24 protein-coding genes, 3 tRNA genes and 2 pseudogenes are annotated in these 23656 nt (G+C 66.9%); 6 read left to right on the plus strand and 23 right to left on the minus strand.

The genetic code is table 11. The features are described 5' to 3' along the window. Nucleotides 1–2: 2 nt before the first annotated feature. The 10 genes and pseudogenes from dprE2 to BN971_RS10650 all read right to left on the minus strand — a co-directional run bounded on the left by dprE2 (nucleotide 3) and on the right by BN971_RS10650 (nucleotide 8808). Complete coding sequence (dprE2, locus tag BN971_RS10605; protein ID WP_085183387.1) at nucleotides 3–785, minus strand: decaprenylphospho-beta-D-erythro-pentofuranosid-2-ulose 2-reductase; 783 nt, start codon at nucleotides 783–785, stop codon at nucleotides 3–5. An 11-nt stretch (nucleotides 786–796) separates the two neighbouring features. Beyond that, complete coding sequence (gene dprE1, locus BN971_RS10610; RefSeq protein WP_085183386.1) at nucleotides 797–2188, minus strand: decaprenylphosphoryl-beta-D-ribose oxidase; 1392 nt, start codon at nucleotides 2186–2188, stop codon at nucleotides 797–799. A gap of 32 nt (nucleotides 2189–2220) precedes the next feature. After that, a complete protein-coding gene (locus BN971_RS10615) occupies nucleotides 2221–2658 on the minus strand; it encodes a GtrA family protein (RefSeq protein ID WP_085183385.1) in 438 nt (145 codons plus the stop codon). Nucleotides 2659–2698: 40 nt separating this feature from the next. Then, a complete protein-coding gene (locus BN971_RS10620) occupies nucleotides 2699–3175 on the minus strand; it encodes a GreA/GreB family elongation factor (protein WP_085183384.1) in 477 nt (158 codons plus the stop codon). Nucleotides 3176–3343: 168 nt separating this feature from the next. Next, a pseudogene (locus BN971_RS10625) lies at nucleotides 3344–3577 on the minus strand (ribonuclease Z); the annotation flags it as partial. Nucleotides 3578–3659: 82 nt separating this feature from the next. Then, nucleotides 3660–4490, minus strand: a complete 831-nt coding sequence (gene wzm, locus BN971_RS10630) for a galactan export ABC transporter permease subunit Wzm/RfbD (RefSeq protein ID WP_085183382.1) — start codon at nucleotides 4488–4490, stop codon at nucleotides 3660–3662. After that, nucleotides 4487–5410 (minus strand): galactofuranosyltransferase GlfT1, encoded by a 924-nt coding sequence (glfT1, locus tag BN971_RS10635; RefSeq protein ID WP_085183381.1) that lies wholly within the window; start codon nucleotides 5408–5410, stop codon nucleotides 4487–4489. The genes wzm and glfT1 overlap by 4 nt, the downstream gene beginning before the upstream one ends. Then, nucleotides 5403–6242 (minus strand): galactan export ABC transporter ATP-binding subunit Wzt/RfbE, encoded by an 840-nt coding sequence (gene wzt, locus BN971_RS10640; RefSeq protein WP_085183448.1) that lies wholly within the window; start codon nucleotides 6240–6242, stop codon nucleotides 5403–5405. Before wzt ends, glfT1 begins: the two co-directional genes overlap by 8 nt. Nucleotides 6243–6262: 20 nt before the next feature. Further along, entirely contained in the window at nucleotides 6263–6787 is a 525-nt protein-coding gene (locus tag BN971_RS10645) for a bacterial proteasome activator family protein (RefSeq protein WP_085183380.1), read from the minus strand. Nucleotides 6788–6837: 50 nt separating this feature from the next. Then, nucleotides 6838–8808, minus strand: a complete 1971-nt coding sequence (locus tag BN971_RS10650; protein ID WP_085183379.1) for a DUF6541 family protein — start codon at nucleotides 8806–8808, stop codon at nucleotides 6838–6840. A gap of 118 nt (nucleotides 8809–8926) precedes the next feature. Here BN971_RS10650 and BN971_RS10655 point away from each other — a divergent pair, with 118 nt between their 5' ends. Continuing rightward, nucleotides 8927–10123: a cysteine desulfurase-like protein gene (locus BN971_RS10655; protein ID WP_085183378.1), complete on the plus strand. Its 1197-nt coding sequence runs from the start codon at nucleotides 8927–8929 to the stop codon at nucleotides 10121–10123. On the opposite strand, the gene BN971_RS10660 is transcribed toward BN971_RS10655, so the two are convergent. After that, entirely contained in the window at nucleotides 10120–11100 is a 981-nt protein-coding gene (locus BN971_RS10660; RefSeq protein WP_085183377.1) for an NAD(P)H-quinone oxidoreductase, read from the minus strand. The two genes, BN971_RS10655 and BN971_RS10660, sit on opposite strands and share 4 nt — an antisense overlap. A 37-nt stretch (nucleotides 11101–11137) precedes the next feature. On the opposite strand from BN971_RS10660, the gene BN971_RS10665 reads away from it, so the two are divergent. After that, a tRNA-Ser gene (locus tag BN971_RS10665) sits at nucleotides 11138–11224 on the plus strand. 6 nt (nucleotides 11225–11230) lie between these two features. On the opposite strand, the pseudogene BN971_RS10670 reads toward BN971_RS10665, so the two are convergent. From BN971_RS10670 to BN971_RS10685, 4 genes and pseudogenes are all read right to left on the minus strand, one after another. Then, nucleotides 11231–12263 (minus strand): annotated as a pseudogene (locus tag BN971_RS10670) (baeRF2 domain-containing protein). A 47-nt stretch (nucleotides 12264–12310) separates the two neighbouring features. Next, nucleotides 12311–12502, minus strand: coding sequence for a hypothetical protein (locus BN971_RS10675; protein WP_085183376.1), 192 nt, complete (start codon nucleotides 12500–12502; stop codon nucleotides 12311–12313). A gap of 29 nt (nucleotides 12503–12531) precedes the next feature. Beyond that, the gene (gene lipE, locus BN971_RS10680; RefSeq protein WP_085183375.1) at nucleotides 12532–13767 is read right to left on the minus strand and encodes a lipase LipE; all 1236 of its coding nucleotides are present in this window, start codon (nucleotides 13765–13767) and stop codon (nucleotides 12532–12534) included. Between the two features lie 90 nt (nucleotides 13768–13857). Further along, a complete protein-coding gene (locus BN971_RS10685) occupies nucleotides 13858–14682 on the minus strand; it encodes a crotonase/enoyl-CoA hydratase family protein (RefSeq protein ID WP_085183374.1) in 825 nt (274 codons plus the stop codon). A 23-nt stretch (nucleotides 14683–14705) separates the two neighbouring features. Between BN971_RS10685 and BN971_RS10690 the strand changes: the two genes are divergently transcribed. Beyond that, nucleotides 14706–15290 carry a TIGR03086 family metal-binding protein gene (locus BN971_RS10690; protein WP_170322144.1) on the plus strand — a complete coding sequence of 195 codons (585 nt, stop codon included), beginning with the start codon at nucleotides 14706–14708 and terminating at the stop codon, nucleotides 15288–15290. A gap of 90 nt (nucleotides 15291–15380) precedes the next feature. Here the strand turns inward: BN971_RS10690 and BN971_RS10695 are convergent, their stop codons facing one another. Beyond that, on the minus strand, nucleotides 15381–15842 hold the full coding sequence (locus BN971_RS10695) for a DUF4334 domain-containing protein (protein WP_085183372.1): 462 nt from the start codon (nucleotides 15840–15842) through the stop codon (nucleotides 15381–15383). Beyond that, nucleotides 15839–16915 (minus strand): pyridoxal phosphate-dependent aminotransferase, encoded by a 1077-nt coding sequence (locus BN971_RS10700; protein WP_085183371.1) that lies wholly within the window; start codon nucleotides 16913–16915, stop codon nucleotides 15839–15841. Before BN971_RS10700 ends, BN971_RS10695 begins: the two co-directional genes overlap by 4 nt. Nucleotides 16916–17002: 87 nt before the next feature. On the opposite strand from BN971_RS10700, the gene BN971_RS10705 reads away from it, so the two are divergent. Together BN971_RS10705 and BN971_RS10710 are read left to right on the plus strand one after the other, a co-directional pair. Then, nucleotides 17003–17091 (plus strand) — tRNA-Ser (locus BN971_RS10705). A 34-nt stretch (nucleotides 17092–17125) separates the two neighbouring features. Beyond that, nucleotides 17126–17198, plus strand: a tRNA-Arg gene (locus BN971_RS10710). Nucleotides 17199–17493: 295 nt separating this feature from the next. Here the strand turns inward: BN971_RS10710 and BN971_RS10715 are convergent. Beyond that, complete coding sequence (locus tag BN971_RS10715) at nucleotides 17494–18447, minus strand: trypsin-like peptidase domain-containing protein (RefSeq protein ID WP_169718680.1); 954 nt, start codon at nucleotides 18445–18447, stop codon at nucleotides 17494–17496. A 52-nt stretch (nucleotides 18448–18499) separates the two neighbouring features. On the opposite strand from BN971_RS10715, the gene BN971_RS10720 reads away from it, so the two are divergent. Further along, nucleotides 18500–19081, plus strand: a complete 582-nt coding sequence (locus BN971_RS10720) for a hypothetical protein (RefSeq protein WP_139027093.1) — start codon at nucleotides 18500–18502, stop codon at nucleotides 19079–19081. 98 nt (nucleotides 19082–19179) lie between these two features. Here the strand turns inward: BN971_RS10720 and BN971_RS10725 are convergent, their stop codons facing one another. From BN971_RS10725 to BN971_RS10745, 5 genes are all read right to left on the minus strand, one after another. Beyond that, nucleotides 19180–19440: a hypothetical protein gene (locus BN971_RS10725; protein ID WP_139027094.1), complete on the minus strand. Its 261-nt coding sequence runs from the start codon at nucleotides 19438–19440 to the stop codon at nucleotides 19180–19182. A gap of 858 nt (nucleotides 19441–20298) precedes the next feature. Continuing rightward, nucleotides 20299–21501, minus strand: coding sequence for a site-specific integrase (locus tag BN971_RS10730; protein WP_085183368.1), 1203 nt, complete (start codon nucleotides 21499–21501; stop codon nucleotides 20299–20301). A gap of 39 nt (nucleotides 21502–21540) precedes the next feature. Next, nucleotides 21541–21789 carry a helix-turn-helix domain-containing protein gene (locus BN971_RS26640; protein WP_085183367.1) on the minus strand — a complete coding sequence of 83 codons (249 nt, stop codon included), beginning with the start codon at nucleotides 21787–21789 and terminating at the stop codon, nucleotides 21541–21543. A gap of 165 nt (nucleotides 21790–21954) precedes the next feature. Further along, complete coding sequence (locus BN971_RS26290) at nucleotides 21955–22125, minus strand: helix-turn-helix domain-containing protein (RefSeq protein ID WP_264027468.1); 171 nt, start codon at nucleotides 22123–22125, stop codon at nucleotides 21955–21957. An 18-nt stretch (nucleotides 22126–22143) separates the two neighbouring features. Continuing rightward, nucleotides 22144–22986, minus strand: a complete 843-nt coding sequence (locus BN971_RS10745) for a helix-turn-helix domain-containing protein (RefSeq protein WP_085183447.1) — start codon at nucleotides 22984–22986, stop codon at nucleotides 22144–22146. Nucleotides 22987–23656: the final 670 nt, after the last annotated feature.

The raw sequence follows: 23656 nt of genomic DNA on the forward strand, positions 1-23656 counted from the left end.
CGTCAGATCGGCAGCCTGCGGAAGACGGGCCGGGGGACGTGTCGCAACACCATCATCACGTACCGGAATGCTGCTGGCGCCCACACCAATTCCTTACCCTTTGCCGCCGCGGTCACCGCGAGGTCGGCGACGTACTCCTTGTCGACGGTCAGCGGCGCCTCCTTGGCGCCGGTCGCTTTCCAGTACGCGATCGTCGTCGACGTGCGGACCTGGCCGGGCCGGATCACCAGGACGCGAACACCGAACTCGCGCAGCGCTTCTGAAAGGCCGAGGTAGAAGCCGTCCAGGCCCGCCTTGGTCGATCCGTACACGAAGTTCGAGCGCCGCACCCGCTCGCCGGCCGCCGAACTCATCGCGATGATCTGCCCGAAGCCCTGGGCGCGCATCTTCTCCCCCAGCAGCACTCCCACCGAAACCGCCGCGGTGTAGTTGACTTCGGCGATCTGCACGGCCTTGCGCTGGTTCTGCCAGAGCTCCTCGGCGTCGCCCAGCAGGCCGAACGCCACGATCGCCACGTCGACGTCGCCACCGGCGAACGCTTGGTCGATGACCGCGGGATGGGTGTCGCTCTTGGTGCCGTCGAAATCGACCCAGTCGACCGATTTGGCGCCCGCCGCCGTCATCGCGGCGATGGCGTCGGCCTTGCGGGGATGGTCGGGCAGGTCCGCCAGCACAATTCGCGCGTGCGCGTTCTGCAGATACCGCTCGCAGATGGCCAGGCCGATCTCCGACGTGCCGCCCAGCAGCAGGATGGTTTGCGGGTTTCCCACGGCATCTAAAACCATTGGCGCACCATCTACAGCAGCTCCAAACGTCGGGCCATGTCCGAGGCGAACACCCCGGAGGGATCCGCCTTGCGGCGCACCGCGATCCATTCGTCGATGCGGGGGTACATGGCATGGAAGGTGTCGGCACTCACCCGCGAGTCCTTGGCCGTGTAGACCCGGCCGCCGAATTCGAGCACGCGGCGGTCGAGTTCGTTGAGGAACTCGTTGAGCCCCGGCTTGATGGGGAAGTCCACGCATACGTTCCAGCCGGGGATCGGGAAGCTTAGCGGGGCGCGATTGCCGGGCCCGAAAAGCTTGAATACGTTGAGAAATGAGTAATGCCCGGACCGTTGGATATCGCGGATGATGCCCTTGAACTCCTCGACGGCGGTGGTGGGCACGACGAACTGGTATTGGCCGAATCCCGCCTGGCCGTAGGCCCGGTTCCATTCCCCGAACATGTCCAGCGGGTGGTAGAACTGCGTCAAGTTCTGGATCTTGCCGCGGTAGGTGCCGGACTTGCGGTACCACAACTCGCCGATCGGCATGAACGTGTACTTGTTGGCCAGGCCGTTCGGGAAAATGTCGGGGAACGTAAGCAGTTGCGGCGCATCGAACTTCAACGGGTTTCGTTGCAGCTTTTTGGGCAGTTGGTCGAGCCGCGCCAGTGAGCCGCGCGATATCGCCGCGCGTCCCAGCCTGGGTGGTGGGCTGATGGCGTCGAACCATGCGCTGGAGTAGGTGTAGTTGGCTTCGCTGCCGTCGCTGTGAAAGGCGATCGTTTCGTCGAGGCCGGCGGTCACGTCGCCGTCGGCGATGAAGTACGCGGTCTCCGTCGGCGTCATCTCGATGGTGGCGCGCACGACGATGCCCGTCAGGCCGTTGCCCCCGACGGTCGCCCAGAACAGCTCGGCGTACTCACCCTCGGGGGTGAGCGTGCGCGCGGTGCCGTCGGCCATGAGCAGGTCCATCGACCGCACGTGGTTGCCGAAGCTGCCCGCGCTGTGATGGTTCTTGCCGTGGATGTCGCAGGCGATCGCGCCGCCGACGGTGACCTGGCGGGTGCCCGGCAGCACCGGAACCCACAGCCCGAACGGCAGCGCCGCCTTCATCAGCTGGTCCAGGCTGACGCCGGCGTCGACGTCGACCAGCCGGGTGTCGGCGCTGATCGAATGGATGCGGTTGAGCCCCGTCATGTCGATCACCAGGCCGCCGCCGTTTTGGGCGTTGTCGCCGTAGGACCGGCCCAGCCCGCGCGCGATGACGCCCCGGCCGTGTGGACCGCCGGACTCGGCCACCCGGGCGACGGCCTTCGCGATCGCCTCGGGATCGCGGGTCGAGAGCACCTCGGCCACCGACGGCGCGGTGCGGCCGAAGCCCGTCAGCCGGGTGGTGGTGGTCGGCAGGTCGGTGCTCAACATCGTCAAAGAGGCTACCGCCTCCGCCCCCGGCCTCAGCGCATGCGGAAGATCACGGCTCGCTGCACAACGAAGTTGATCACCGTCGCGGTGCCCTGGGCGATCACGAACGCTACGGGTATCGCCCACCCGCGGTAGTGCAATAGCGCCAGGCAGGCGTGGTTGAGCCCGACCTGCACGGCGAACGTGATGGCGTACAGGACCATGACCGCGACGAACCGGGCGGTGCTGGGGGCCGCCTGGAACGTCCAGCGCCGGTTGATCAGGTAGGCGGTCACGGTGCCGACGACGAAGCTGATGGCCTTCGACAGGTCGACCTGCACATGGGCCGCCTTGTAGAGCACCACGTAGAGGCCGAAATCCACGACGGCGGCCAGACCGCCGGTGACGACGAAACGGGTGACCTGCGTCTTCAGGCTCAGGGGGCCCGAAACCTGGCTCGGCGGCGCGGACTCGGGCGGCGGGGCGACCATCAGCGGGAGTCTAACCGGACCGGTGGACGCCGCGGCCCAGCTAGCGGGGCCGCTTGACCGCCAGCAACTCGACCTGGTTCTCGCCCTGCGGCGTCGAGTAGGTCACCGTGTCACCGGGCTTGCGGCCGGCCAGAGCCTGGCCCAGGGGGCTGCGGGCGGTCAGGGTCTCGCCTTCGCGCCCGATGGGGGTCTCCTCGACGATCGAGATCACCTGCATGGTGACGACCTCCCCGTCGGGAAACCGCAGGGTCACCTCGGTCCCGCCGGGCAGCCCCGACGACTCGTCGGCGGACGGCCCCTCGCGCAACCGGTGGTCGAGCTCGTTGATCCGGTCGGCCAGGACGGCCAGTTCGTCGGCGCGCTGGATGGCCTCGGCCGCGTCCCCGTGATCACCGACCATCCCGCGGTCGTTCTTGACCTCGACCTCGAGGCGATCACGTCGCTGCCTGAGCCGCTCGAGCTCCGCGGCGAGATTCTCCCGCGCCGCGTCCGCCGCCGATTGGGCTTTCTTGCTCACGTAGTCGACCTTTCGCCCAGGTTGTTTCGTGCCTGATGCCCTCTTGGCGCCGGATTAATCCCGCGTATCCGAGGAGTGGCGATTCAGTGTCGCACCACGGCGACGCGGCCGCCACCATCAGGTCCCGGGCAGATCCGGTGAGCTCGGCCGGCGCGCGGTGCCCCGCGATCACCCCCGCGGCGGGACCGGTATCCGGGCCAAGTCCTCGGCGACGACGATGTCTCCGTCGAAGGCCTCGGCCGCCTCGTCGAAAAACCGCCGACCGTCCGGTTAGCGCGGGGAAAAGTGGGTCGGCACCAGTCGCCGCACCCCGCACTCGGCCGCCACCCGCGCCGCCTGCCGGGCGGTCAGATGCCCGTAGCGCGTCGCCAGGTCGGCGTCCTCGCGCAGGAAGGTCGCCTGCGGCCAGCCGACCGTCGAGTTGTTGGGCGAAATCGCGGCGTTTCGCCGCAACAACTCGACGCTCGACCGCCCCCAAAAGGGGTTAGACCCAGTAGGGGACCCGCGCGCGGTACTGCCGCATCGCGAAGGCCGCCAGCACCCAGCCGACGGCGGTCAGCACCACGACCACCACCCAGTGCCGCATCTCCTGGTGGGCGCCCAGCAGCGGGGCGCGGACGATGTCGAGGTAGTGCAGCAGCGGGTTGAGTTCCACGATGTTCGACCAGCGGCCCGCGCCCTGCTGGCGCAGCGTGTCGTCGTTCCAGATGATCGGCGTCATGAAGAACAGCAACTGCACCACCGAGAACAACAAGGGACCGATGTCGCGGTAACGGGTCGCCAGGATGCCGAAACACAGTGATACCCATATGCAATTGAGCACGATGAGCCCGAGCGCCGGCACCACCGACAGGTCGGCCCACGACCACGGCTTGGGGTAGATCACGGCGACGACGGCGTAGATGACGATGTTGTGCGCGAACAGAATCATCTGCCGCCACACCAGCCGGTACACGTGCACGCTCAGCGGCGTCGGCAGCTGCTTGATCAGTCCCTCGTTGGCGACGAACACGTCGGCGCCCTCCAGGATGGAGGCGTTGATCAGGTTCCAGATGATCAGCCCGAGCGTCACGTACGGCAGGTGTGACGACAGTTCCAGGTGAAACAGCTTGGAATACAAGCCGCCCATGGCGACCGCGGTGGTTCCGGTCGCGATGGTGATCCAGAACGGTCCCAGCACCGAGCGGCGGTAGCGCTGCTTGATGTCCTGCCAGCCCAGGTGCAGCCACAGCTCGTGACGCCGGAAGCCGGCGACCAGGTCTCCCCGGGCGCGCGACAGCGTCCTCGATTGGGCCGCCGCGTCGATGAACGTCATGAGCCTCCTCCCGCGTCCGGCCGGCCGAAGCGTTCGCGCCGGCCCAGGCGGCGCAACCGGAACCATTCCCGCAGACCCCGCGGGTCGCGGCGGGTCACCAGGAAGAACCAGCCGAACCTAATCCATTCCTGGGCAAGCAGTTTGCGCAGTCCCGGCTGCGACAGGAGGTAGCCGCGGTTGCGGTAGGTGTAGAAGCGCTTGGCCGGGTCGTCGGGATACTGGGTGTGCATCCGGCCGCCCAGGATCGGCCGGAACTCGTCGGACCCGCAGGGATGCAGGTAGGCGGTCTGCAGGCAGGTTCCGAACGGCAGGCCGGAGCGCACCAGCCGCCGGTGCATCTCGACCTCGTCGCCGCGGATGAACAACCGCAGGTCCGGCACGCCGATGGATTCCAGCGTCGCCGCGCGGAACAACGCGCCGTTGAACAGCGAGGCTATGCCGCGCAACAGCTGCTGTTCCGGCTCGGTGCGCAATTCGCTTGCCCGCCTTCGCCATACCAGTCCGCGCCGCAACGGGAACGCCAGTCGCTGCGGGTCATCCATATTGCACACCATCGGCGACACCTCGGCCAGGCCGTACCGTTGCGCGCAGGCCAGCAGCGTGGCCAGCACGTCGGAGTCCGCCGGGCGTCCGTCGTCGTCGGCCAGCCAGACCCAGTCGGCTCCCAGCGCCAGCGCGTGCAGCATGCCGAGCGCGAATCCGCCTGCGCCGCCGAGGTTTCGGAGCGACGGCAGGTAGGTGGTGGGGATCGGCTGGCCGGCGACCAGGTCGCGGACGCGGTGGTCGTGGGCGGAGCCGTCGTTGTCGACGACGATCAGGTGGTCGGGGGACCGGGTCTGGGCGCTCAGCGCGTCCAGCGACTTGGTCAGCTCGTCGGGCCGGCGGTGGGTGACGACGACGGCGACGACGGTGTCAGTCATCCGTGAGCGCTCTTTGCGCCAGCGGCCGCTCTGTGCGCGTCCCGCCCCGGGTTTCGGCCAGCACCTCGCGCACGTGCCGGGCCGCGTCCTCGCCCTCGTAGGCGCGCACCACGTCCTCGATGCCGCCGGACATGCGGATGACCCCGTGGTCGATCCACATCGCGGTCCTGCACAACCGGGCCAGGAATTCGTTGGAATGGCTTGCGAATACCAGGATTCCGGAGCGTTCCACCAGGCTCTGCAGCCGGGACTGCGCCTTCTTGAGGAAGTCGGCGTCCACCGCGCCGATGCCCTCGTCGAGCAGCAGGATCTCCGGGTCGATGCTGGTGACCACCCCCATCGCCAGCCGCACCCGCATCCCGGTGGAGTAGGTGCGCAGCGGCATCGACAGGTAGTCGCCGAGCTCGGTGAACTCGGCGATCTCGTCGACCTTGGCCAGCATCTGCTTGCGGGTCTGCCCGAGGAACAGGCCGCGGATGATGATGTTCTCGTAGCCGGAGATCTCGGGGTCCATGCCTACCCCGAGGTCGAAGACCGGCGCGACCCGGCCCGTCACCTGCGCCCATCCCCGCGTGGGTTCGTAGATGCCCGAAAGTAGCCGCAGCAGAGTCGATTTGCCGGCGCCGTTATGCCCGACCAGGCCGACGCGGTCGCCGAGCTCGAGCGACATCGTGATGTCGCGCAAGGCCTCGACGACGACCACGTTGGAATTGTTGCGGCCGATCGTGCCGCCCGCCTTGCCCAGGAACGCCTTCTTCAACGAGCGTGACTTGGCGTCGAAGATGGGGAATTCCACCCACGCGTCACGTGTCTCGATGTGCGGACCCGACACCACTGGCTACTTACGTCTGCCTACAGGTACTGCCCATGCCCGTGGGCGCCCTGGCCCGCCTTGCCCATGCCCGGCGGAAGCGCGCCCTGGCGCATCTGCTCCAGCTGTGCGCGCGCGGCCATCTGCTGGGCGAACAGGGCGGTCTGGATCCCGTGGAACAGCCCTTCGAGCCAGCCGACCAGCTGCGCCTGGGCGACGCGCAGCTCGGCGTCCGACGGGGCCACGTCCTCGTTGAACGGCAGGGTGAGCCGGTCGAGTTCCTCGCGCAGTTCGGGCGCCAGGCCGTCCTCGAGCTCGCGGATGCTGGTGGCGTGGATGTCGCGCAGCCGGTTGCGGCTCGCCTCGTCCAGCGGTGCGGCCCGGACTTCCTCGAGGAGTTGCTTGATCATGGTGCCGATCCGCATGACCTTTGCCGGCTGCTCCACCAGGTCGGTGATGGAGCCTTCGTCCGAATCGTCGTCGTCGTGCGCCCCGCGCACCCGCGGATCGACGCCGCCGAGGACCTCGATGCCGTCGTCATCCAAGCCGTCGTTGCCGGTGCTCAACGCTTCACCATCTTCCTGGCGACCATCTTTTCAGCGACCATCCATCCGTTCTAAGGGTGTGGCGCCGCGGCGTTTCCGCGCCACTCGTAGATTCGGGCCCCGCCGTTGTCATAGATCAGCGACCACGACGAAGACTTATCCAGTGACACTAGTCCTTCGGGTGTGGCGAACCCGCGGACGTTGGGCGTACTGGTCAAGATGTACCGGATGTTGAGTGCCTTGATCGCCTCGACCACCTTCGGGTCGGACTCGCCCTTGCGGGCGGAGGTCCAGAAGATGTAGCGGTAATAGCCCGGGCCGGTCTGCTGCGGGTAGTCGTAGTGGGTCCACAGCGGATGCAGGTCGGCCACCGCGTACATCCAGGCGGTGCCGTCGATGTTCGAATCGCCGATCACCGTGTCGCGGGCGCCGGGGAGCTTGGCCAGGTAGGCCATGGCCATGAGGTCACGCTGGTCGATAATGACCGAGTCGTACTTGTCGCCGAACAGGACCAGGTGCCGGTAGAGGTAGTGCCGGGCGGTGAGCACGGTGGTTATCAGCAGCAGCAGCGCCGTGGCCGCGGTCCACACCGGGGCGGGGGAGGGCTTGACGCGGTCGGTGACCCGCTTGGCGCCGGCCACCACGAGCGCGATCAGGGCGAACAGCGCGATCCCCGCCATCGGCGTCAACAGCATCGTCACCACGGCCGTCAGCCGCCGCGGGTCGTTGTAGAAGAACTGGCTGAACTCCTCGATCGCGCGGCCGGCCGGGTTGCGGAACGGCGCGCCGGAGTAAATGGTCGCCACGGTCAGGACGAGCCAGACCGCGGGCGGCCACCACACCCGCTTGTACAGCAGGATCGCCATGCCGGCGTAGGACAGCACCACCAGGCCGTATTGGATGGGGAAGTCGTTGAGGTGGCGGGTGTGCAGGAGCAACGCATCGATGACGCCCTGCTTGACGCTCTTGAAGCTGGGGAACGCGTGCCCGGCGATGATGTCGGCCTGCCTGAGCACCCCCAGGAATTGCGGCGCCAGCACCAGCATCGTCGGCACGATCACGGCCGCCAGGGTCAGCACATCGGCGCCCCGGCCGCGCACCGGATGCCACAGCGCGTCCAGCAGCCACCACGCCAGCAGGAACAGGATGACGATGAATCCGCCGGTCAGGTGCACCGACAGCACGCCGACCAGGGCCAGCACGGCCAGCGGGATCCGGTCGCGGTGCCGCAGCGTCGAGACGATCAGCAGGAACGTCGGCACCGCGACCCCGTAGGCCGCCAGGTTCGGCATCGCGGCGACCCCGAACTCCACATACGGCACCGACGTGAAGGACGCCGACAGCGCCGCGGCGGTGGCGGTGACGGCCGCGGCGCGCCACTGGCAGGCGAGCGGACGCACCAGATGCCAGGTGAGCATCGCCGCGCTGGACGGAAACAGCCACACCGACGCCGCCACCGACGACAGCGTGTAGCCGGTGGTGGGTGCAGCACCGGTGAGCTGACAAAACACCGCCGTCAGGGCGTGGAAGACCGACGGGTAATACAGCGCCTGGTGTGTTTCGACGTTGCGCAGCTCGCCCATGTGTGTGGACGACGCCTGACCGGTGTCCAGGATGAAGCGCACCTCGTTGGCGTGCCACACCGCGTCCCAGGTGCTCGGGATGGACTCCCAGTGGACGAGGCCGCGATAGGCGGCCCACATGATCAGCAGCGCCCCCAGCAGCACCCCGACCGCCACCGTGAGCGCCGGACCGACACGAATTCCGCGGGCCTCGCCCTCGGGGTCGCGGTAGCGGGCGAGCACCAGCTGCAAACCCGTCATGAGCAAGCACACCGCGACCAGCGCGGCCAGCGCAGTCCAACCGTTCCAAGGGATTCCGGTGGCGCCGTAGGGGATGATCGCCAGCGCCACGACGCCGTAGGTGAGCGCCGGGCCAACTGCCACGGCCACCGGCCACGTTAGCTGGCTGATTCGTGCGACGATCGTCCCGGGTGTGATCAGTAGGAACAGGGCGATCAGCGTTCCGAACCAGAGACCCACTCGACTAGTATGGCTGGCCGGGTGACCTGTCCCGGCAGGCCGCATCAGGTCGAGCCTCAACGGCACCCGCTACCGTCACAAATTTCGCGCAAATTGCGGAAGCTCTAAGGTGGCTGGCATGGCTTACGACGTCGCCCGGGTGCGCGGACTCCATCCGTCGCTGGGTGACGGGTGGGTGCACTTCGACGCGCCGGCGGGCATGCTGATTCCCGATTCGGTGGCGACGACGGTGTCCACCGCCTTCCGCCGATCGGCTCCCCGGGCGGTGGGTGCACACCCGTCGGCGCAGCGCAGCGCCGCGGTGCTGGAGGCGGCCCGCGCGGCGGTGGCCGACCTGTTCAACGCCGAGCCGGCGGGCGTGGTCCTGGGGGCCGACCGGGCGGTCCTGCTGGCCTCGCTGGCCGAGGCGTCGTCCTCGCGGGCGGGTCTGGGCTATGAGGTGGTGGTCAGCCGCCTCGACGACGAGGCCAACATCGCGCCGTGGCTGCGTGCCGCGCACCGCTACGGGGCCAAGGTGAAATGGGCCGAGGTCGACATCGAGACCGGTGAGCTGCCGACCTGGCAGTGGGAGAGCCTGATCAGCAAGTCGACCAGGCTGGTCGCGGTGGCGTCCGCGTCGGCCACGCTGGGCACGGTGACCGACCTGCGGGCGATGACCAAACTCGTGCACGACGTGGGTGGGCTGGTCGTCGTCGACCATTCGGCGGCCGCGCCCTACCGTTTGCTCGACGTCAAGGAGACCGACGCCGACATCGTCGCGGTGAATGCTCAGGCGTGGGGTGGGCCGCCGGTGGGCGCCGTCGTCTTCCGCGACCCTGCGCTACTGAACTCGTTCGGCTCGATCTCGACGGATCCGCACGCGACCGGACCGGCGCGGCTCGAGTTGGGCGCGCACCAGTTCGGCCTGCTGGCCGGCGTGGTCGCCAGCATCGAATACCTTGCGGCCCTTGATGAGTCGGCCCGCGGCAGCCGGCGCGAACGCCTGTCGGTGTCGATGCAGTCGGCGGCGGCCTACCTGACCCGGGTCTTCGACTACTTGATGGTGTCGCTGCGGTCGTTGCCGTTGGTGATGGTGATCGGGCGCCCGGAGGTGCGCATCCCGGTGGTGAGTTTCGCTCTGCACGACGTGCCCGCCGAGCGGGTCGTGCAACGCCTGGCCGACAACGGAATCCTGGCGGTGTCGAACGAGAGCTCCCGTGCGCTGGAGGTGTTGGGAGTCAACGACATTGGCGGCGCGGTCACGGTCGGGTTGTCGCACTACTCGACGACGGCCGAAGTCGACCAACTTGTGCGCGCGCTGGCGTCGCTGGGCTAGCCGGACCGCTCAACGGTCAGCACGATCTTTCCGGTCACCTCGCCCGCCACCAGCTGCCGGTGCGCCTCGCCGGCCCGCTCGATGGGCACCCGCGCGCCGATGATCGGCCGCACCCGCCCCTCGGCGATCATCGGCCACACCGCGGCCGTCACCGCCTGCACGATCTCGGTCTTGCTGTTCGGCCCGCTCACCGGCCGGGCCCGCAGCGTGGTGCCGATGACCCGCGCCCGCTTGGCGAGCAGCTTGCCGAGGTTCAGCTCGGCCGTCACCCCGCCCTGCATGCCGATGACCACGAGCTGCCCGTCGGTGGCCAGGGCGTCGATGTTGCGGTCCAGATACGCCGCACCCATGATGTCGAGGATCACGTCCGCGCCGCCCTCGTCGCGCAGCCGGGCCACGAAGTCCTCGTCGCGGTAGTTGACGGTGATCTCGGCGCCCAGTTCGCGACAGAACTGCAGCTTCTCCGCGGATCCGGCGGTGACGGCGACCCTGGCGCCCAGTGCCCGCGCGACCTGGATGGCGTGGCTCCCGATGCCGCTGGCCCCGCCGTGCACCAGCAGCACCTGGCCCTTGCCGAGGTGGGCGGTCATCACCAGGTTCGACCACACCGTGCACGCGACTTCCGGCAGCCCCGCGGCGTCGATCAGGTCGACACCGTCGGGGATCGGCATCACCTGACCGGCGGGGGCGGCGACGTACTCGGCGTATCCGCCGCCGGCGAGCAGGGCGCAAACCCGCTGTCCCGCAGCCCAATCCGTGACACCGGCCCCGGAGTCGACGACCTCGCCGGATACCTCCATGCCGATGATGTCGCTCGCTCCGGGCGGGGGCGGGTACTTGCCGGCGGCCTGCAGGATGTCGGCGCGGTTGACGCCGGCCGCGGCGACCTTGATGAGGACCTCGCCCGCCCCGGCCGAGGCGTCGGGCGCTTCCCGCCAGGACAGTTGGTCAGACGATTCGGCGACGATGGCGCGCATGGCGGCAACGCTACCGACCGCCGCTACCCTTAGCAGCGGTGGCGTGGCAGAGCGGCCTAATGCACTCGCCTTGAAAGCGAGAGACGGCTAACACCGTCCGGGGGTTCAAATCCCTCCGCCACCGCCGAGTTCAGCCCGCCGTGTCGTGCAGCGTGGGCGCGTAGCGCAGCACCGCCCCCGATTCCGTCGGCGGGGGCGATCCGCTCGTCGGTGCGCACCAGGGCCGCGCCGACGGAAATGGCGAACATCGGCAGCGCCTCGTCGGCCCGCAGCGTCTTGTCCGGAGCGGCGCCCTGCTCGGACAACACGTTCGCGTCGGGCGCCACCGTCGTCATGCCCTCGTCGGTCACCACCGTCGCGTCGCCGATATCGCCGATGATCAGCGTCTCCACCGCGCCCTGGCGCAACGCCGAGCAGACCGCGCCCAGTCCCTCGGCCGCCAGGCCGGACCGCCGGCCGATCTCGGCGGCGAAGCGCTGCGCGGCGTCGTCTATGGTGCGCAACTGGCGCTTGACGAACTCCTCCTCGATGCCGCGCTCGATCTCGCCGAGGTCGTGTCCGCTGTGCCGCGCGCCCACCTCGAGCGCCACCGCGCGGTCGCGCAACCTCTCGGGCAGCGCGGCGAGCATGTCCGAGCGCGAGCGCACCTCGCCCACCACGAAGATCACCTCGATGGACTTGTCGTCGACGAGCTGGCTGACCCGGTCGGCGACGGTGCGATAGCCGCCGTCGACCGTTTCCGCGCGCAGCGTGCCGCCGATGTGGGTGGTGATGTCGCCGCCGCTGTGGTCGACGACGACCAGGACGTAATCGGGGTGGTCAAAGCTCAGCTCGAGAATCGGTACCAGGTAAGGCAATTCGGACACGCGGACGACCATGGTGGCCGACGGGCGCGCCAGATGTTCGTTGATCAGCACACCACCCGCGCCGGCGATCACCGCGCGCCCGCTTCGCCCGATCGGCGGGCGCAGGCCGGTCACCGCGTCCGCGACCGCGTCGATCACCGCTTGTTCGGCGCCCTGGTTTTCCAGGCCCTCGGTGATCGAGCGCAGCTTGAGTTCCAGCTGCGTCTCGGCGTCGTGGGTGTCGTGGGAGTCGTCGAAGTAGACCGAAGCGAACGGGCCCGGTGCGCCCAGCATCTTGCGGAAGCGTTCAGAATCCATGTCTTGATGGTTGCCCGACGAACCCGGGCACAAACCCTCTTGGTTCCCTAGTAGCTGCGGTCGCCTTCGCTGTCGTCGAAGAAGTGCCACTCGCCGTCTTCCTCGACCTCCATGCGCCAGCCGAGCTCGTTGCCCTCGACCGCCTCGTCGGCGAACCAGGCGTGTGCCTTGTCGGCGCTTGCGATGTCCTTGGTGGCGACCACGTCGCCCTGCGGGTTGAGCACTCGGTATGTAGCCATGCCCGCAGTGTTCCCGGCCCCGGGCGGCCTCAACCGGTCGGAATCTCGGCGGCGATCGTGTCCATCAGGGCGGTGTAGCGCTTCAACTCCGGATCGCGACCGGGCTTGCCGCTGCTGATCAGCCCGGCGGCCAGCCCGCGCGGCGGGTCGGCCCAGATGGCGATGTTGGCCAGGCCGAGGTTGCCGAACGCGTCGGGGGCGTTGCGCCCGAACGGTCCCCACCGGTTTGTGCCCAGCATGTACCCGGTGCCCCAGCGGGCCGGCATCAGTCCGACCGCGAAATCCGGCCGCAATTGCCGGGATTGGGCCACCGCGGCGCGCATCGTCTCGGGCCTCAACACCCGCACGCCGTCGAGTTCGCCGCCGCGGCGCCAGATTTCGGCGAACCGCGACAGTTCGTTGGCGGTCGACACGGTGTTCGATGACGGGACGATCGTGGTGAGGAACTTGGCCGTGTTGGTGTACGGGATGATCTCGTGCACGGTTCCGCCGATCGCCTTGCGGAAGATCTGCGCGATCAGCGGCGGCAACGGCAAGCCGGTGGGATGGCTCGGGGCGACGAGCGGGACGTCTTCTTTGGCCACGCCGAAGTTCGTCCACCGGAAGCCCAGCGGGTCGAGGATCTCCGCGGCGAGGATCTCGCGAATCTCCTTGCCGGTGGCCGCGTAGACGATCTCGCGCATCAGCGGTCCCCAGGTCAGCGCGTGGTAGATGTGCATCAGACCCGGGCGATACAGCGGCCGCAGCTCGCCGAGCTTTTGCTGGGCGTACTCGTGGTCGTCGGCGCGGTTGAGGTCCGGTTTGGGCCCGGTGGGGAAGGGCAGCCCGGCGCTGTGGGTCAGCACGTGCCGGATCGTGATCCGGTCCTTGCCGTGACTGGTGAACGTCGGGATGTATTCGCAGACGCGGTCGTCCAGCGCGAAGACGCCGCGCTCGACGAGCATGTGCACGACCGTCGCGGTGGTTCCCTTGGACGCCGAGTACACGCAGTAGGGCGTGTCCGTGGTGACCAGGACCTGCTCGGCGTCCGGTGGGTCGGTCGGGGCGTTGCCCCAGCCGTGGCCGATCGCCCGGTTGAGCACGACGCGGCCGTTGCGCCGCAGGCAGAGCTGGATCGCCGGATGGAAGCCCGCCTGGTACCAGTGCTCGGCGGCCCGCCAGATGCGGTCGACGGCGGCGCTGCCGACCTCCGAGTGGTCCTCGTCGCCGATCGCGGTCACGGCGGCCAGGTCGGCGGGGACGCGGATTCTCCCGTCTGGAGTCATTGAGCGCCGCTCCTCCTCATCGCTTCGCTCTGCATCGTCGCGGCGCGTGTCATATTCACCACCCCAGCGAGGGTACGTGCCGCCACCGGCCTACTCGCCGGTGAACTGCGGCGGCCGCTTGGCGAAGGTCGCGGTGATCCCCTCGGTGAGGTCCTTGGACGGCAGGAACGCCGAGTTCCAGGCCGCGACGTAGCGCAGGCTCTCGGAGACCGCCGCGATGCGCTGCTGGTCGAGGACGTCCTTGACGCCGTGCACCGCCAGGGGCGAGTTGGCGGCGATCTCGGCCGCGGTGGCGTGGGCGGCGGCCAGCGTGGCCTCGGCGTCGGCGTAGACGTCGTTGACCAGACCGATCTTCTCGGCGCGGGCGGCGTCGATGTCCCTGCCCGTCAGCGCGAGTTCGCGCAGGTGCCCGTCGTTGAGGATCAGCGGCAGCCGGGCGAGGCTGCCGACGTCGGCCACGATGGCCAGCCTGACCTCGCGGACGGAGAACTTCGCGTCGGCGCTGGCGTAGCGGATGTCGACGGCGGAGATCAGGTCGACGCCGCCGCCGATGCACCAGCCGTGCACCGCGGCGATGGTGGGCGTGCGGCAGTCGGCGACCGCGCTGATCGCGTTCTGCATGCGTTTGAGTTCGGCGTGGAATTTCAGGCGCGGGCCGGCCAGCGCGCCGTCGGCCATCGTCGGCGCCAGCGTCCCGCCCATGGCCGGCAGGTCAAGGCCGTAGCTGAAGTTCTTGCCCGACCCCGTGATGACGATGGCGCGCACGTCGCGGTCGGCGTCCAACTCGGCGAAGACGTCCGGCATCTCGGCCCAGAACGCGGGTCCCATCGCGTTGCCCTTGCCCGGTCCGATCAGCGTGACCTGCGCGATCTGGTCCTTGACGTCGACGGTGACGGATTCGTATGTGTCGCCCATATCGAGAACGTAGCGTGGCGCCTATGTCTCCCGATTTGCGACCCGGACCTCATTCCCGGCCGACCGACGAGTTGCATAGCGCCGAAGACACGCTGGGCGTGTTGCAGCGCGTCCTGCACCCGATCGCCGCGGACGACATGTCCCGCCAGACGCCGTGTGCGGAGTTCGACGTGTCGGCGCTGACCGGTCACCTGCTGAAGTCGATCGCGGCGCTGGGCGGCATGGTCGGCGCCGAGATACCCGAGCGCGACGCAGGCGATTCGGCGGAGCGCCAGGTCGTCGTCGCGGCGCGCCCGGCGCTCGATGCGTGGCACCGTCACGGGCTGGACGGGTCGGTGCCGTTCGGCAGGGGCGAGATGCCCGCCAAGGACGCGTGCGCCATCCTGTCGCTCGAATTCCTGGTCCACGCATGGGATTACGCCGTCGCGGTCGGCCACGAGATCAACGCCCCGGAGCCGCTGTCGGAATACGTGCTGGAACTGGCTCGTCGAGTCATCCGGCCCGAGGTGCGCGGCGGCGCGGGTTTCGACGACCCGGTCGACGTGCCCGCGGACGCGGGGGCCCTCGAGCAGTTGGTCGCGTTCACCGGCCGCAACCCGCTCAGGTAGGGGCGCGGCCCCACTGTCCGCGCCGATCGTGAAGCTGGTTTCACGCTGGACGCCGAACGTGAAGCTGGCTTCACGCGCGAGCCGGGCGGGTTAGACCCGTTCCAGGTAGAAGTAGTAGTACTTGCCGCCATCCAAGACGCCCTTGCCGTTCATGATGCCCATCACCGCGTCGTCGTCGATCTTCTTGAAGTGGTCGTGCACCGGCTGGCCGTCATAGACCATCGTGGCGGTCACCTCGCCGCGGAAGCCTTCCAGCCACAGGCTGGCCTCGCCCTTGCCCATCGCCACGTTGGAGAACTTGTTCCCGTCGGCGTCCACGCAGACCAGCGGCTGCACGTCGGCGGCCGAGGAGAAGGTCTTGCCGAACCATCCGGCCTTCTCCAGTTGGCCGTTCATCTTGTGGCCGGTGCGAAACTCCCCGCCCTTCCACTCCCCGAGCATGCCCTCGATGGTCGCCGGCTCCAATGACGCCCAGAAGTCGTCCAGCTCCGCGTCGGGGATCTCCCCGTCGCGTTCCTTGAATTCGTCGAACTTCTTGCGGGCCAAGCTCATTGATCACTCCTTTGGGTGCGGGCAATCCAGTCACGGGCGAATCGAAGCAGGGCGTCGTTCTCCTCCGCGGCGCCGACGGTGACCCGTACGCCGTCGGGGGCGAACGGGCGCACCACGATCCGCGCGGCCGCGGCGTCCCGGACGAACTCCATGGTGCGGGTTCCCAGCGGCAACCAGACGAAATTCGCCTGGCTGGGCGGCAGCGGGTAGCCGGCGTCGCGCAGCCCGGCGACGACGCGGGCGCGCTCGGCCACCACGGCGTCGGTGCGGGCCAGCAGCTCGTCGGAGGCGTCCAGCGAGGCGATCGCGGCGGCCTGCGAGACGCTGGTCACCGAGAACGGCACGTAGACCTTGTCCAGCGCGGTGATCAGCTCCGGTTGGCCGACCGCGTAGCCGACGCGCAGGCCGGCCAGCCCATACGCCTTCGAAAAGGTCCGCAGCACAACGACGTTGCCGCGGTCGAGGGCCATTTCCAGGCTGCGGGGCGCCATGCCGTCGCGCACGTACTCGATGTAGGCCTCGTCGATGGCGACCAGGATGTGCGGCGGCACGGCGTCGACGAAGCGTGCCAGCGCGTCCGGGTCCACGACGGTGGACGTCGGATTGTTGGGGTTGCAGACGAAGATCAGCCGCGTGCGTTCGGTGATCGCGGCGAACATCGCGTCCAGGTCGTAGGTGTGGTCGGTCAGCGGCACCTTGACGGCGGCCGCCCCGGCGGTCTGCACCTGCGGCGGGTACAGCTCGAAGCTGTGCCAGCCGAAGATCACCTCGTCGCCGACCGAGGCGGTGATCTGGACGAGCTGCTGGCACAGGCTGACCGAGCCGCAGCCCACCGCGACGTGTTCGGGCGCGAAGTCCGGGCCCAGGTGCGCGGCCAGCGCCGCCTTGAGGTGCACGCAGCCGTTGTCGGGGTAGCGGTTGATCTCGTCGGTGGCCTTCTCGATGGCCGCCCGGACGCTGGGCAGCGGTCCGGACACCGTCTCGTTGCTGGCCAGTTTGACCGAGCCCGGCACCGTCTTGCCGGGGACGTACACCGGCAGCCCCTCAAGTTCGGGGCGCAGGCGGGCGGTCACTTCGACAGCATATGTCGGCGCTGTGTACGCTATGCCTCCGGCGGTTTCGGGAGACCGGGAAGGGGTCGGGTACCCTCAAAGGCCGATGGAGGCGTGCCAGAGCGGCCGAATGGGGCTCACTGCTAATGAGTTGTCCCCCTCAAAGGGGACCGGAGGTTCAAATCCTCTCGCCTCCGCTGCGTTCCCCTCGGGGAGCACAACTGAACACAGGCGCCCGTAGCTCAACGGATAGAGCATCTGACTACGGATCAGAAGGTTAGGGGTTCGAATCCCTTCGGGCGCGCTTATTACCAGCGGAAATACGTTGCCGTGTCATCAGGCGCCGGCTGAGTTGTCACGGATTGTCACAACTCGTGCCAAACTCTGCGCGCCGCCGGCGAGCGCGTTGGGCTTCGAGTGCACATAGGTTCGCGCTGGCCGCGCTGCGGGGTCCAACCTCCCACGCCAACATGGACCCGATCCAAGAGTCGTAGCGCGCTGCGATTGTCGCGCTATCGTCCGCACCGATGGGCGTGGTGGCCCCGGGTGTCCAAGAAGAGTGCTAGGTGATTACCTGCGCCGTAGCCCTCGGCGGCACATCAGGTTTGAGTTCCCGAAGTTGCTTCCCAGGCCCTCAGGTTGAAGTTCGGCTCGTCGAGCAGCTGCACGTATTCCCGACCGAGGATGGTTACCGTCGGCAGATCCCAGAGAATCGCGGTCGGGTCGGGGTAGACGCCGGGCGGCCAGGCGAGCTGGGTTCGCCAAAAGACCGCGGTCATCCACCAGGCCGCCAAGGTTGGCCCTTGGTTGTCGTCGGAGTCCAATCCCAGTGACGTGATGCCGAGCAGGTTGTTATTGATGTCGAGCACTGCGCCGCCACTCATCCCGCCGAGTGAGCCGCTGAAGACCTCGAGCGTCGGAAACGGCGCGAGGACAGAATCGTGAATTGGGTAGCTGAGTTCTCCTGCATCCCCCTTCGATACGTACGTCATGCCGCCCAACTTCACGGGGTCCTCGAGCGTTTCCGCCGGGACGAACTCGTCGAATCGAAAGCCCACCACGCTGACCATTTCGCCGGGTGGCGGAACTCGAGTGACGAGAGGCATCACTTTAAAATTGCGGCCATTGTCGAATTTCGACACCAGCTTGAGACACAAGAGCTGCAGGTCCCCGGCGCCGCTGCTATCCGAGCTCGCCGCGTAGCACTCCCAAATGTCGGCTAAGCCGCCTGGGCGCACACCGAAGCAGTACAGCACCGCCTCGCCACCGATCAGGGCCTGCAAGTGATCGGTGAAGACATGCTTGGCCGACAACGCAAGCCCCATGCCGATCATGACTGCCGTTCCCTCGACTACGAACGTGTCGCCGTACTTGAAGCAGACGGCGAGCAGCGAGCCGTCGAAAATCTCCCAGTTGTTGACGTTCACTGGCGCGGCCCCGGCCTGCGCAAAACCGACATTCAGGGGCGAGACGGTGAATGTCGTCCCCGAAGGTTGAGCACCGTTGGTTACGACCTCGGCAAGGTGGAACTTTTGCTCGGGACTGTCGGTCACCGGCGCGAGTTTAACGGTGTTCATGTGCGCGATTCGTACACACAGTGATCGGTTGACGCGCTACAGCGCGGCCGGTCAACGCTCTACGCTCTGCGGTGTGAACGCGGCGAATTGGATCAGCCTGGGCAGCTTTGTTGCGGCGACAGTCTCCGCGGCTGTCGCGTTTTTGCAGGCGAAGCGGGCCTCGGCGTCCAAGGGCGCTGCCGAGCAGCACGAGGCCAGGGCCGAACAGTATGCCGGCCGGGCAACCAAGGCGGCCGAGGAGGCCGCAGCCTGGCAGCGCCAAGCGGCCGAGGCGGCCCAGCGGTCAGCTGATGCCCTCGAGGCGCAGAACCGGCTGGTCGAGGACCAGGCCGAGGAGGCTGAGGGTGTCCCCTGGGAGATCAGGTTCCGCGAAGGCTCTTTGTTTGACGTCTGGAACATCACCAACACCACCAAGTTCGGCGTACGCATCGAGGGTGGGGGCGTTCTACGGCCCAAGTCCGTTGATCGCATCGACGGCCGCAGTTCGGTCGACTTTTTCGGCACTAGTCACATGGGCGGAAGCGACCAGGTCGAGGTCACCTGGCACCGCCGCGAGGATCTCTCAGACGAGCCTCGGCAGTGGCGGGGCAACAAGCCGCCGAAGCTATGATGCGGGTCTAGCGCGAACCCTCGGGTCTGCCATGAATCGTGAGATGAGAGCGCCCCCGGCGGGCGCACCGACCGCCGAGGGCGCTTTACCCGTTGCTGCTAACCCGCCCTAAGGATGACTCGCTCACGGTCGCTGATAGCGTTCGCGATTCTCGTTACTGCGCCATCGGACATCGACACGCCCCAACTAGCGATCTCACGCTCCACTTCGGGCGTGATTTCAGAGACCGACCGCCCTGCGAGGCGTTCAAACAACGCATCCATTGCTGACTGGTGATCGTCAGCGAACTTCTGCATTCTCGGTTGAAGTTGACGTTTCAGTTCGTCTTCCCAGTCGGGGTTCCATTCGAATGTCGCCATGTCACACGCGCTGCGAGATCGTCGTGTCGGGATGGCGTTTAGCCGTCGATTCCTTAACGAATCGGCCAGTCGCCGCGGACCGGTTGACCGTGGTCTGGTTCGATGTACCCCGACCCACTGCTTCGGTCGTTGTCGTCTTCGGATTACGACTGGCTGTCTTCTTACTCACGAAGCGCCCTGTGATCGCGCTTCTGTTCACTCTCCGTGCCATGACGGCACACCTCCTACGGGCGCGTTGCCCATTGAGCGAGCACTACGCAGGAGATGCGCTACAGTCGGTGCTCTAGGTTGCCATCTAGACGCCGGCCCTGGTGCGGCCTCCACACCCTGGAGGAAGTCCAGGGCTTCGGTGCTCTCAGAGCAAGTCTAGGTCTCCGATGCGCAACTTGAAAGCTGTCGAATTACATCACTGTTAGTAACAGGCGGCAAACTTGTGGATAGCTGGCCCTCCTCCTGTGGATAAAGATAAGCCGAGCTTGTCTGCGTCGTGGCGCTCTGCGGAAGGCGACAAACTTATCCGGCCAGCTAATGACCTCCTACGCTGACGTTTAACTTAGCTATAGAAGGAGGTGGATCAGCGACCATGGCTTTTTTTGCATCGCATCGCAAACCCCGGCGTGTCACGCCAGCGTCACAACTCACTGAGAACTAGACACCCCACCGCCAGGTGCAGCGACAGACATGAGCAGACCATCTGAACGAGAACCGCTGGCTGCAAGCAACGCGGTCGGGCCTGCACAGACACGCGATGGACAGTGTCGAAGTTCATGAACACTGCTGGGCTGCCCACCGATCCGAAGGTTGCGCGTTCGAATCTCTTCGGGCGCATTCCACCAGCCTAAATAGGTTGCCGCGTTATCAGGCGCCGGCTGAGTTGTCACGGATTGTCACAACTCGTGCCAAACTCTGCGCGCCGTCGGCCAGCGCGTTGGGCTGCGAGTGCACATAGGTTCGCATCGTGAAAGCCACGTCGGCGTGGCCGAGCCAGGCCGCGATCACTGCCGCCGGGACGCCCTGTAGATGCATCGTCGTGCCGCAGGTATGCCGAGCGTCGTGCAGCCTGATGCGAGGCACACCGGCCGCCGCGACGGCGTTGGCCCACATCTTGGACAGCGTGTCGGGGTGATACGGCTGCCCGGCTTCGTTGCAGACCACGTAACCAAGGTCGGCATAGGCGGTGCCGAGTGTCAGCTTTTCGGAGGCCTGCCGTTTCTTCGCCCTTTTTAACTCGGCCAGCAGTGGGTCTGGGATCGGAAGTACGCGGTGGGAGTCCTCCGATTTAGCTTCATCCTGCTCGACGGCCTTGCCGTCGACACTGATTCGGGTCGGGCCAATGGTTAACGTCTTGGCCTTGAAATCGATGTTGGTCCAACGCAGGCCGCCGATCTCGCCGCGACGCAGCCCGGATAATGCGAGATGCCAGGCGTGGCGGTTGCGGTCCTCTCGGATCGCTCGTAGCACGCGCTCCACTTGCATGGGCGTGTAGGTGCCGAACTTCTTCGGCTTGCCAGCCACCCTGTCGACGTGAGCCACGACGTTGCGGACCAGTGTCCCGTCGTTTACGAGCTGATCGAGCACCTGTGAGAGCGTGCCGAGCAGGTAGTTGCAGGAACGAGCGCTCCAAGGCCGCCGCTTTGTGTTGTCGGCGCGGTCCACCTGTCCGTCCCGCAGCCGTGTTACAAGCTCATTGACGTCACGGCGCGTGAGCTTCTGCACCGGCAGATGACCGAGTTCGGCGCGGACAGGCGCGAGCACCCCGTCATATCCTGACTTGGTCTTGGGCTTGATGCCATGCCGTGACATCAGCCAGTTCGCGCACGCTTCCTCCACAGTGAGGGCGGATGGATGCACGTAGGTACCCTTCGCCACTTCGCCGCGGATCTCATCGAGCGCGTCACGCGCGTCCCGTTCGGTTGCATAGCGTTTGCGCAACTGCTTTCGCTTCCCGTCGACAATGCCGACATCGACGGTGAGCTGGTAGCGGACGACGGGCCGTCCGCCGGCCCGGCGCGCAAGTTCAATGCGTTTGATCTGCGAAGGCAGTTGGCGGCGCTCAACCATCGCTCACACCGCACACTTAGGACAGAACCGCGTAGATGGTCAAGACGCAACCTCTGTGTGGGCTGCGATGAATCGGTTGATCTCAGCCGTACTGACTCGCCGTTTGCCGCGAACCTGCACCCAAGACAGTTCTCTGGAGTCGAACAACCGATAAATCGATGACCGACTGATGCGCAACGCTGCCGCCGCTTCCGGAATCGTCAAGAGCAGACCAACTCGGGCCGGCGCGCTTTCGGCTACCGATCTGGTATTCAAACTCTCAATGTTCGTATCACTTCCGCGCGTCATCGTTTCTCCTTGTCTCAGGCCGGCTGTTTAGTTTCATCATCGGATGCGGTGATCCGTTACGCATCGGTCGCGGAGAAGATTTCGTGCCCGATATCGGTGGGCCATAGAGATCGTCTCCCACGTTTCAGTGAGGCTTGGTCGTGCCGCGTTACTGCGCGGCGTCTTTCACGATGCAACGAGCTCACGCAGGCCCGATGTCAGGACGTAGACGCGACCGCCGAGCCGGCGCACTGGCAGCTCGCCGGAGGCCACAAGGCGGTACGCTGCGGCACGGCTGATTCCTAGCAGCTGCGCCGCGCGGGGTACCGCAAGGAGCAGAGGCAAGTCATTGAACACGTTGTTCTCCAAGGTGATTCACCATCTTTCCATTGGTTGCAGGGATGCCCGTCCGGATGGACGGGCCCTGTGGACTTGTGGGCTGCACCGTGGACAGAACTGGGCAACTTCGGTCCCGTCGGGATTTGTGACTGTGATCGTGCGAGACTGCGTGTCCTCGCAGTGACCACACCACGGCAAGGTTGTCGGACGTGGGACGGGTAACGGCGGAAGATCGGCCAACCGCCGGGCGACTACTCGGACCGGATCACGTGCCCCGGAGGTGTTTAGAACTAGGTGCTCGGTGAGTTCCGCCGCTGGCCATCCATGCGTCAGTGCTGACTCGACGCCGGGGTGGAGACTGCGGGCCTCCCGAGTACTGAGCTTCCATGCCTCGGTTACCGCCGCCAAGATCCCAGCGGTGGTACCGCTCGGTTCGGCGGGGGATTCAGTTGATGGGTTCAAGGGGTCCCACTGTGACACCCCCGGGGGGTGCCGTTGTGAGACCGTCCCCGTTTCGTTGCGGGACGGGGCCAGTCTCGGATCGGGACCGGGGGGTCCCAGATCGGGACGGGGCGGTCCCGGATCGGGACTAGGCGAAACATGCGGTGCAAGTGGGTGATTCAGGTAGTAGCGGGTCGAGCGTCGCGCTCCGGAGTCGTGGAATTGCGGACGACGGCTGATGAAGCCACGGTTTTCCAAATCTTTGAGTGCACGCAGAACAGTACTTCTACCGGCGTTGGATTCGGCCATCAGGGTGCGAATTGAGGGGTAGCACGAGTAGTTCTCGTCCGCTTTGTTCGCTAACAGGATGAGGATGAACTTCGCCGCCGAGGAACCGACATCTGAGTCGGTCGCCCAGGCAAGCGCACTCCAGCTCATCCTGAACCTAGGGCCGATGATCGTATGTACGGGGTAGTCCCGGAGGACTCCTTCCCGCGCCTGGCCCTCATGCACCGTTCCATACCAAGCACGCTAGAAGGCGTGATTGCGCTGCGCCACAGTCAGTCCCGATCTTTTCACCGTATTTCGCGCGGTTACGAGCAGAATTACCGTGTTTGACGGAACCGCATTGAAAAATGGTGAAAACAGGGCAGTGCTCGGCGGTTGTCCACTGTGTCAACGATCGCGGCAAATAGATCCCGGCCAACCATGACGACCAAGCCCGCACCTCTCCCGACGTCGCCGTACCCGCTGCTGAACAGGAACTCTGCCGACATCGCTCGCGAGGCCGCCCAGCGAGCACGCCTCACTACTCACGCCCCCGACAGCACCGAGCATGCCCGCGCCGACAGCACAAAGCGGCGCCCTGGACGGTTCCGGACACGCGTGGGCAGTGCGGGAAGTTTTGCGCCTGGCCCAACAAAGCGCGCGCCGCCGCAGCGCGGCCGCAGCCGAAACTGCCGCCCTCGACGCCACGATCCACAACATCCGCACCGTGCGCCGCTAACGAACTAGCACACCGCAACCGATGGCGGCCGCCACCGCACGCCGGCGCGACGGCACCACCGACCCGACAGCTCCCCTTGAAGGCCGTACCAGCCGGTTAACT

The sequence above is a fragment of the Mycobacterium bohemicum DSM 44277 genome, assembly GCF_001053185.1.
In the GTDB taxonomy this organism is placed as follows: Bacteria; Actinomycetota; Actinomycetes; order Mycobacteriales; family Mycobacteriaceae; genus Mycobacterium; species Mycobacterium bohemicum.

Excerpts from the sequence above, each read along its gene's own strand:
- BN971_RS10725 (WP_139027094.1), bottom strand. The coding sequence starts at position 19,440 with ATGGCGACATTCGAATGGAACCCCGACTGGGAAGACGAACTGAAACGT.
- lipE (WP_085183375.1), bottom strand. The coding sequence starts at position 13,767 with ATGACTCCAGACGGGAGAATCCGCGTCCCCGCCGACCTGGCCGCCGTG.
- BN971_RS10730 (WP_085183368.1), bottom strand. The coding sequence starts at position 21,501 with ATGGTTGAGCGCCGCCAACTGCCTTCGCAGATCAAACGCATTGAACTT.
- wzm (WP_085183382.1), bottom strand. The coding sequence starts at position 4,490 with ATGACGTTCATCGACGCGGCGGCCCAATCGAGGACGCTGTCGCGCGCC.
- dprE1 (WP_085183386.1), bottom strand. The coding sequence starts at position 2,188 with ATGTTGAGCACCGACCTGCCGACCACCACCACCCGGCTGACGGGCTTC.
- BN971_RS10745 (WP_085183447.1), bottom strand. The coding sequence starts at position 22,986 with ATGAGCTGGAGTGCGCTTGCCTGGGCGACCGACTCAGATGTCGGTTCC.
- BN971_RS26640 (WP_085183367.1), bottom strand. The coding sequence starts at position 21,789 with ATGACGCGCGGAAGTGATACGAACATTGAGAGTTTGAATACCAGATCG.
- dprE2 (WP_085183387.1), bottom strand. The coding sequence starts at position 785 with ATGGTTTTAGATGCCGTGGGAAACCCGCAAACCATCCTGCTGCTGGGC.
- BN971_RS10685 (WP_085183374.1), bottom strand. The coding sequence starts at position 14,682 with ATGGGCGACACATACGAATCCGTCACCGTCGACGTCAAGGACCAGATC.
- BN971_RS10695 (WP_085183372.1), bottom strand. The coding sequence starts at position 15,842 with ATGAGCTTGGCCCGCAAGAAGTTCGACGAATTCAAGGAACGCGACGGG.
- BN971_RS10655 (WP_085183378.1), top strand. The coding sequence starts at position 8,927 with ATGGCTTACGACGTCGCCCGGGTGCGCGGACTCCATCCGTCGCTGGGT.
- BN971_RS10615 (WP_085183385.1), bottom strand. The coding sequence starts at position 2,658 with ATGGTCGCCCCGCCGCCCGAGTCCGCGCCGCCGAGCCAGGTTTCGGGC.
- BN971_RS10690 (WP_170322144.1), top strand. The coding sequence starts at position 14,706 with ATGTCTCCCGATTTGCGACCCGGACCTCATTCCCGGCCGACCGACGAG.
- BN971_RS10675 (WP_085183376.1), bottom strand. The coding sequence starts at position 12,502 with ATGGCTACATACCGAGTGCTCAACCCGCAGGGCGACGTGGTCGCCACC.
- glfT1 (WP_085183381.1), bottom strand. The coding sequence starts at position 5,410 with ATGACTGACACCGTCGTCGCCGTCGTCGTCACCCACCGCCGGCCCGAC.
- BN971_RS10660 (WP_085183377.1), bottom strand. The coding sequence starts at position 11,100 with ATGCGCGCCATCGTCGCCGAATCGTCTGACCAACTGTCCTGGCGGGAA.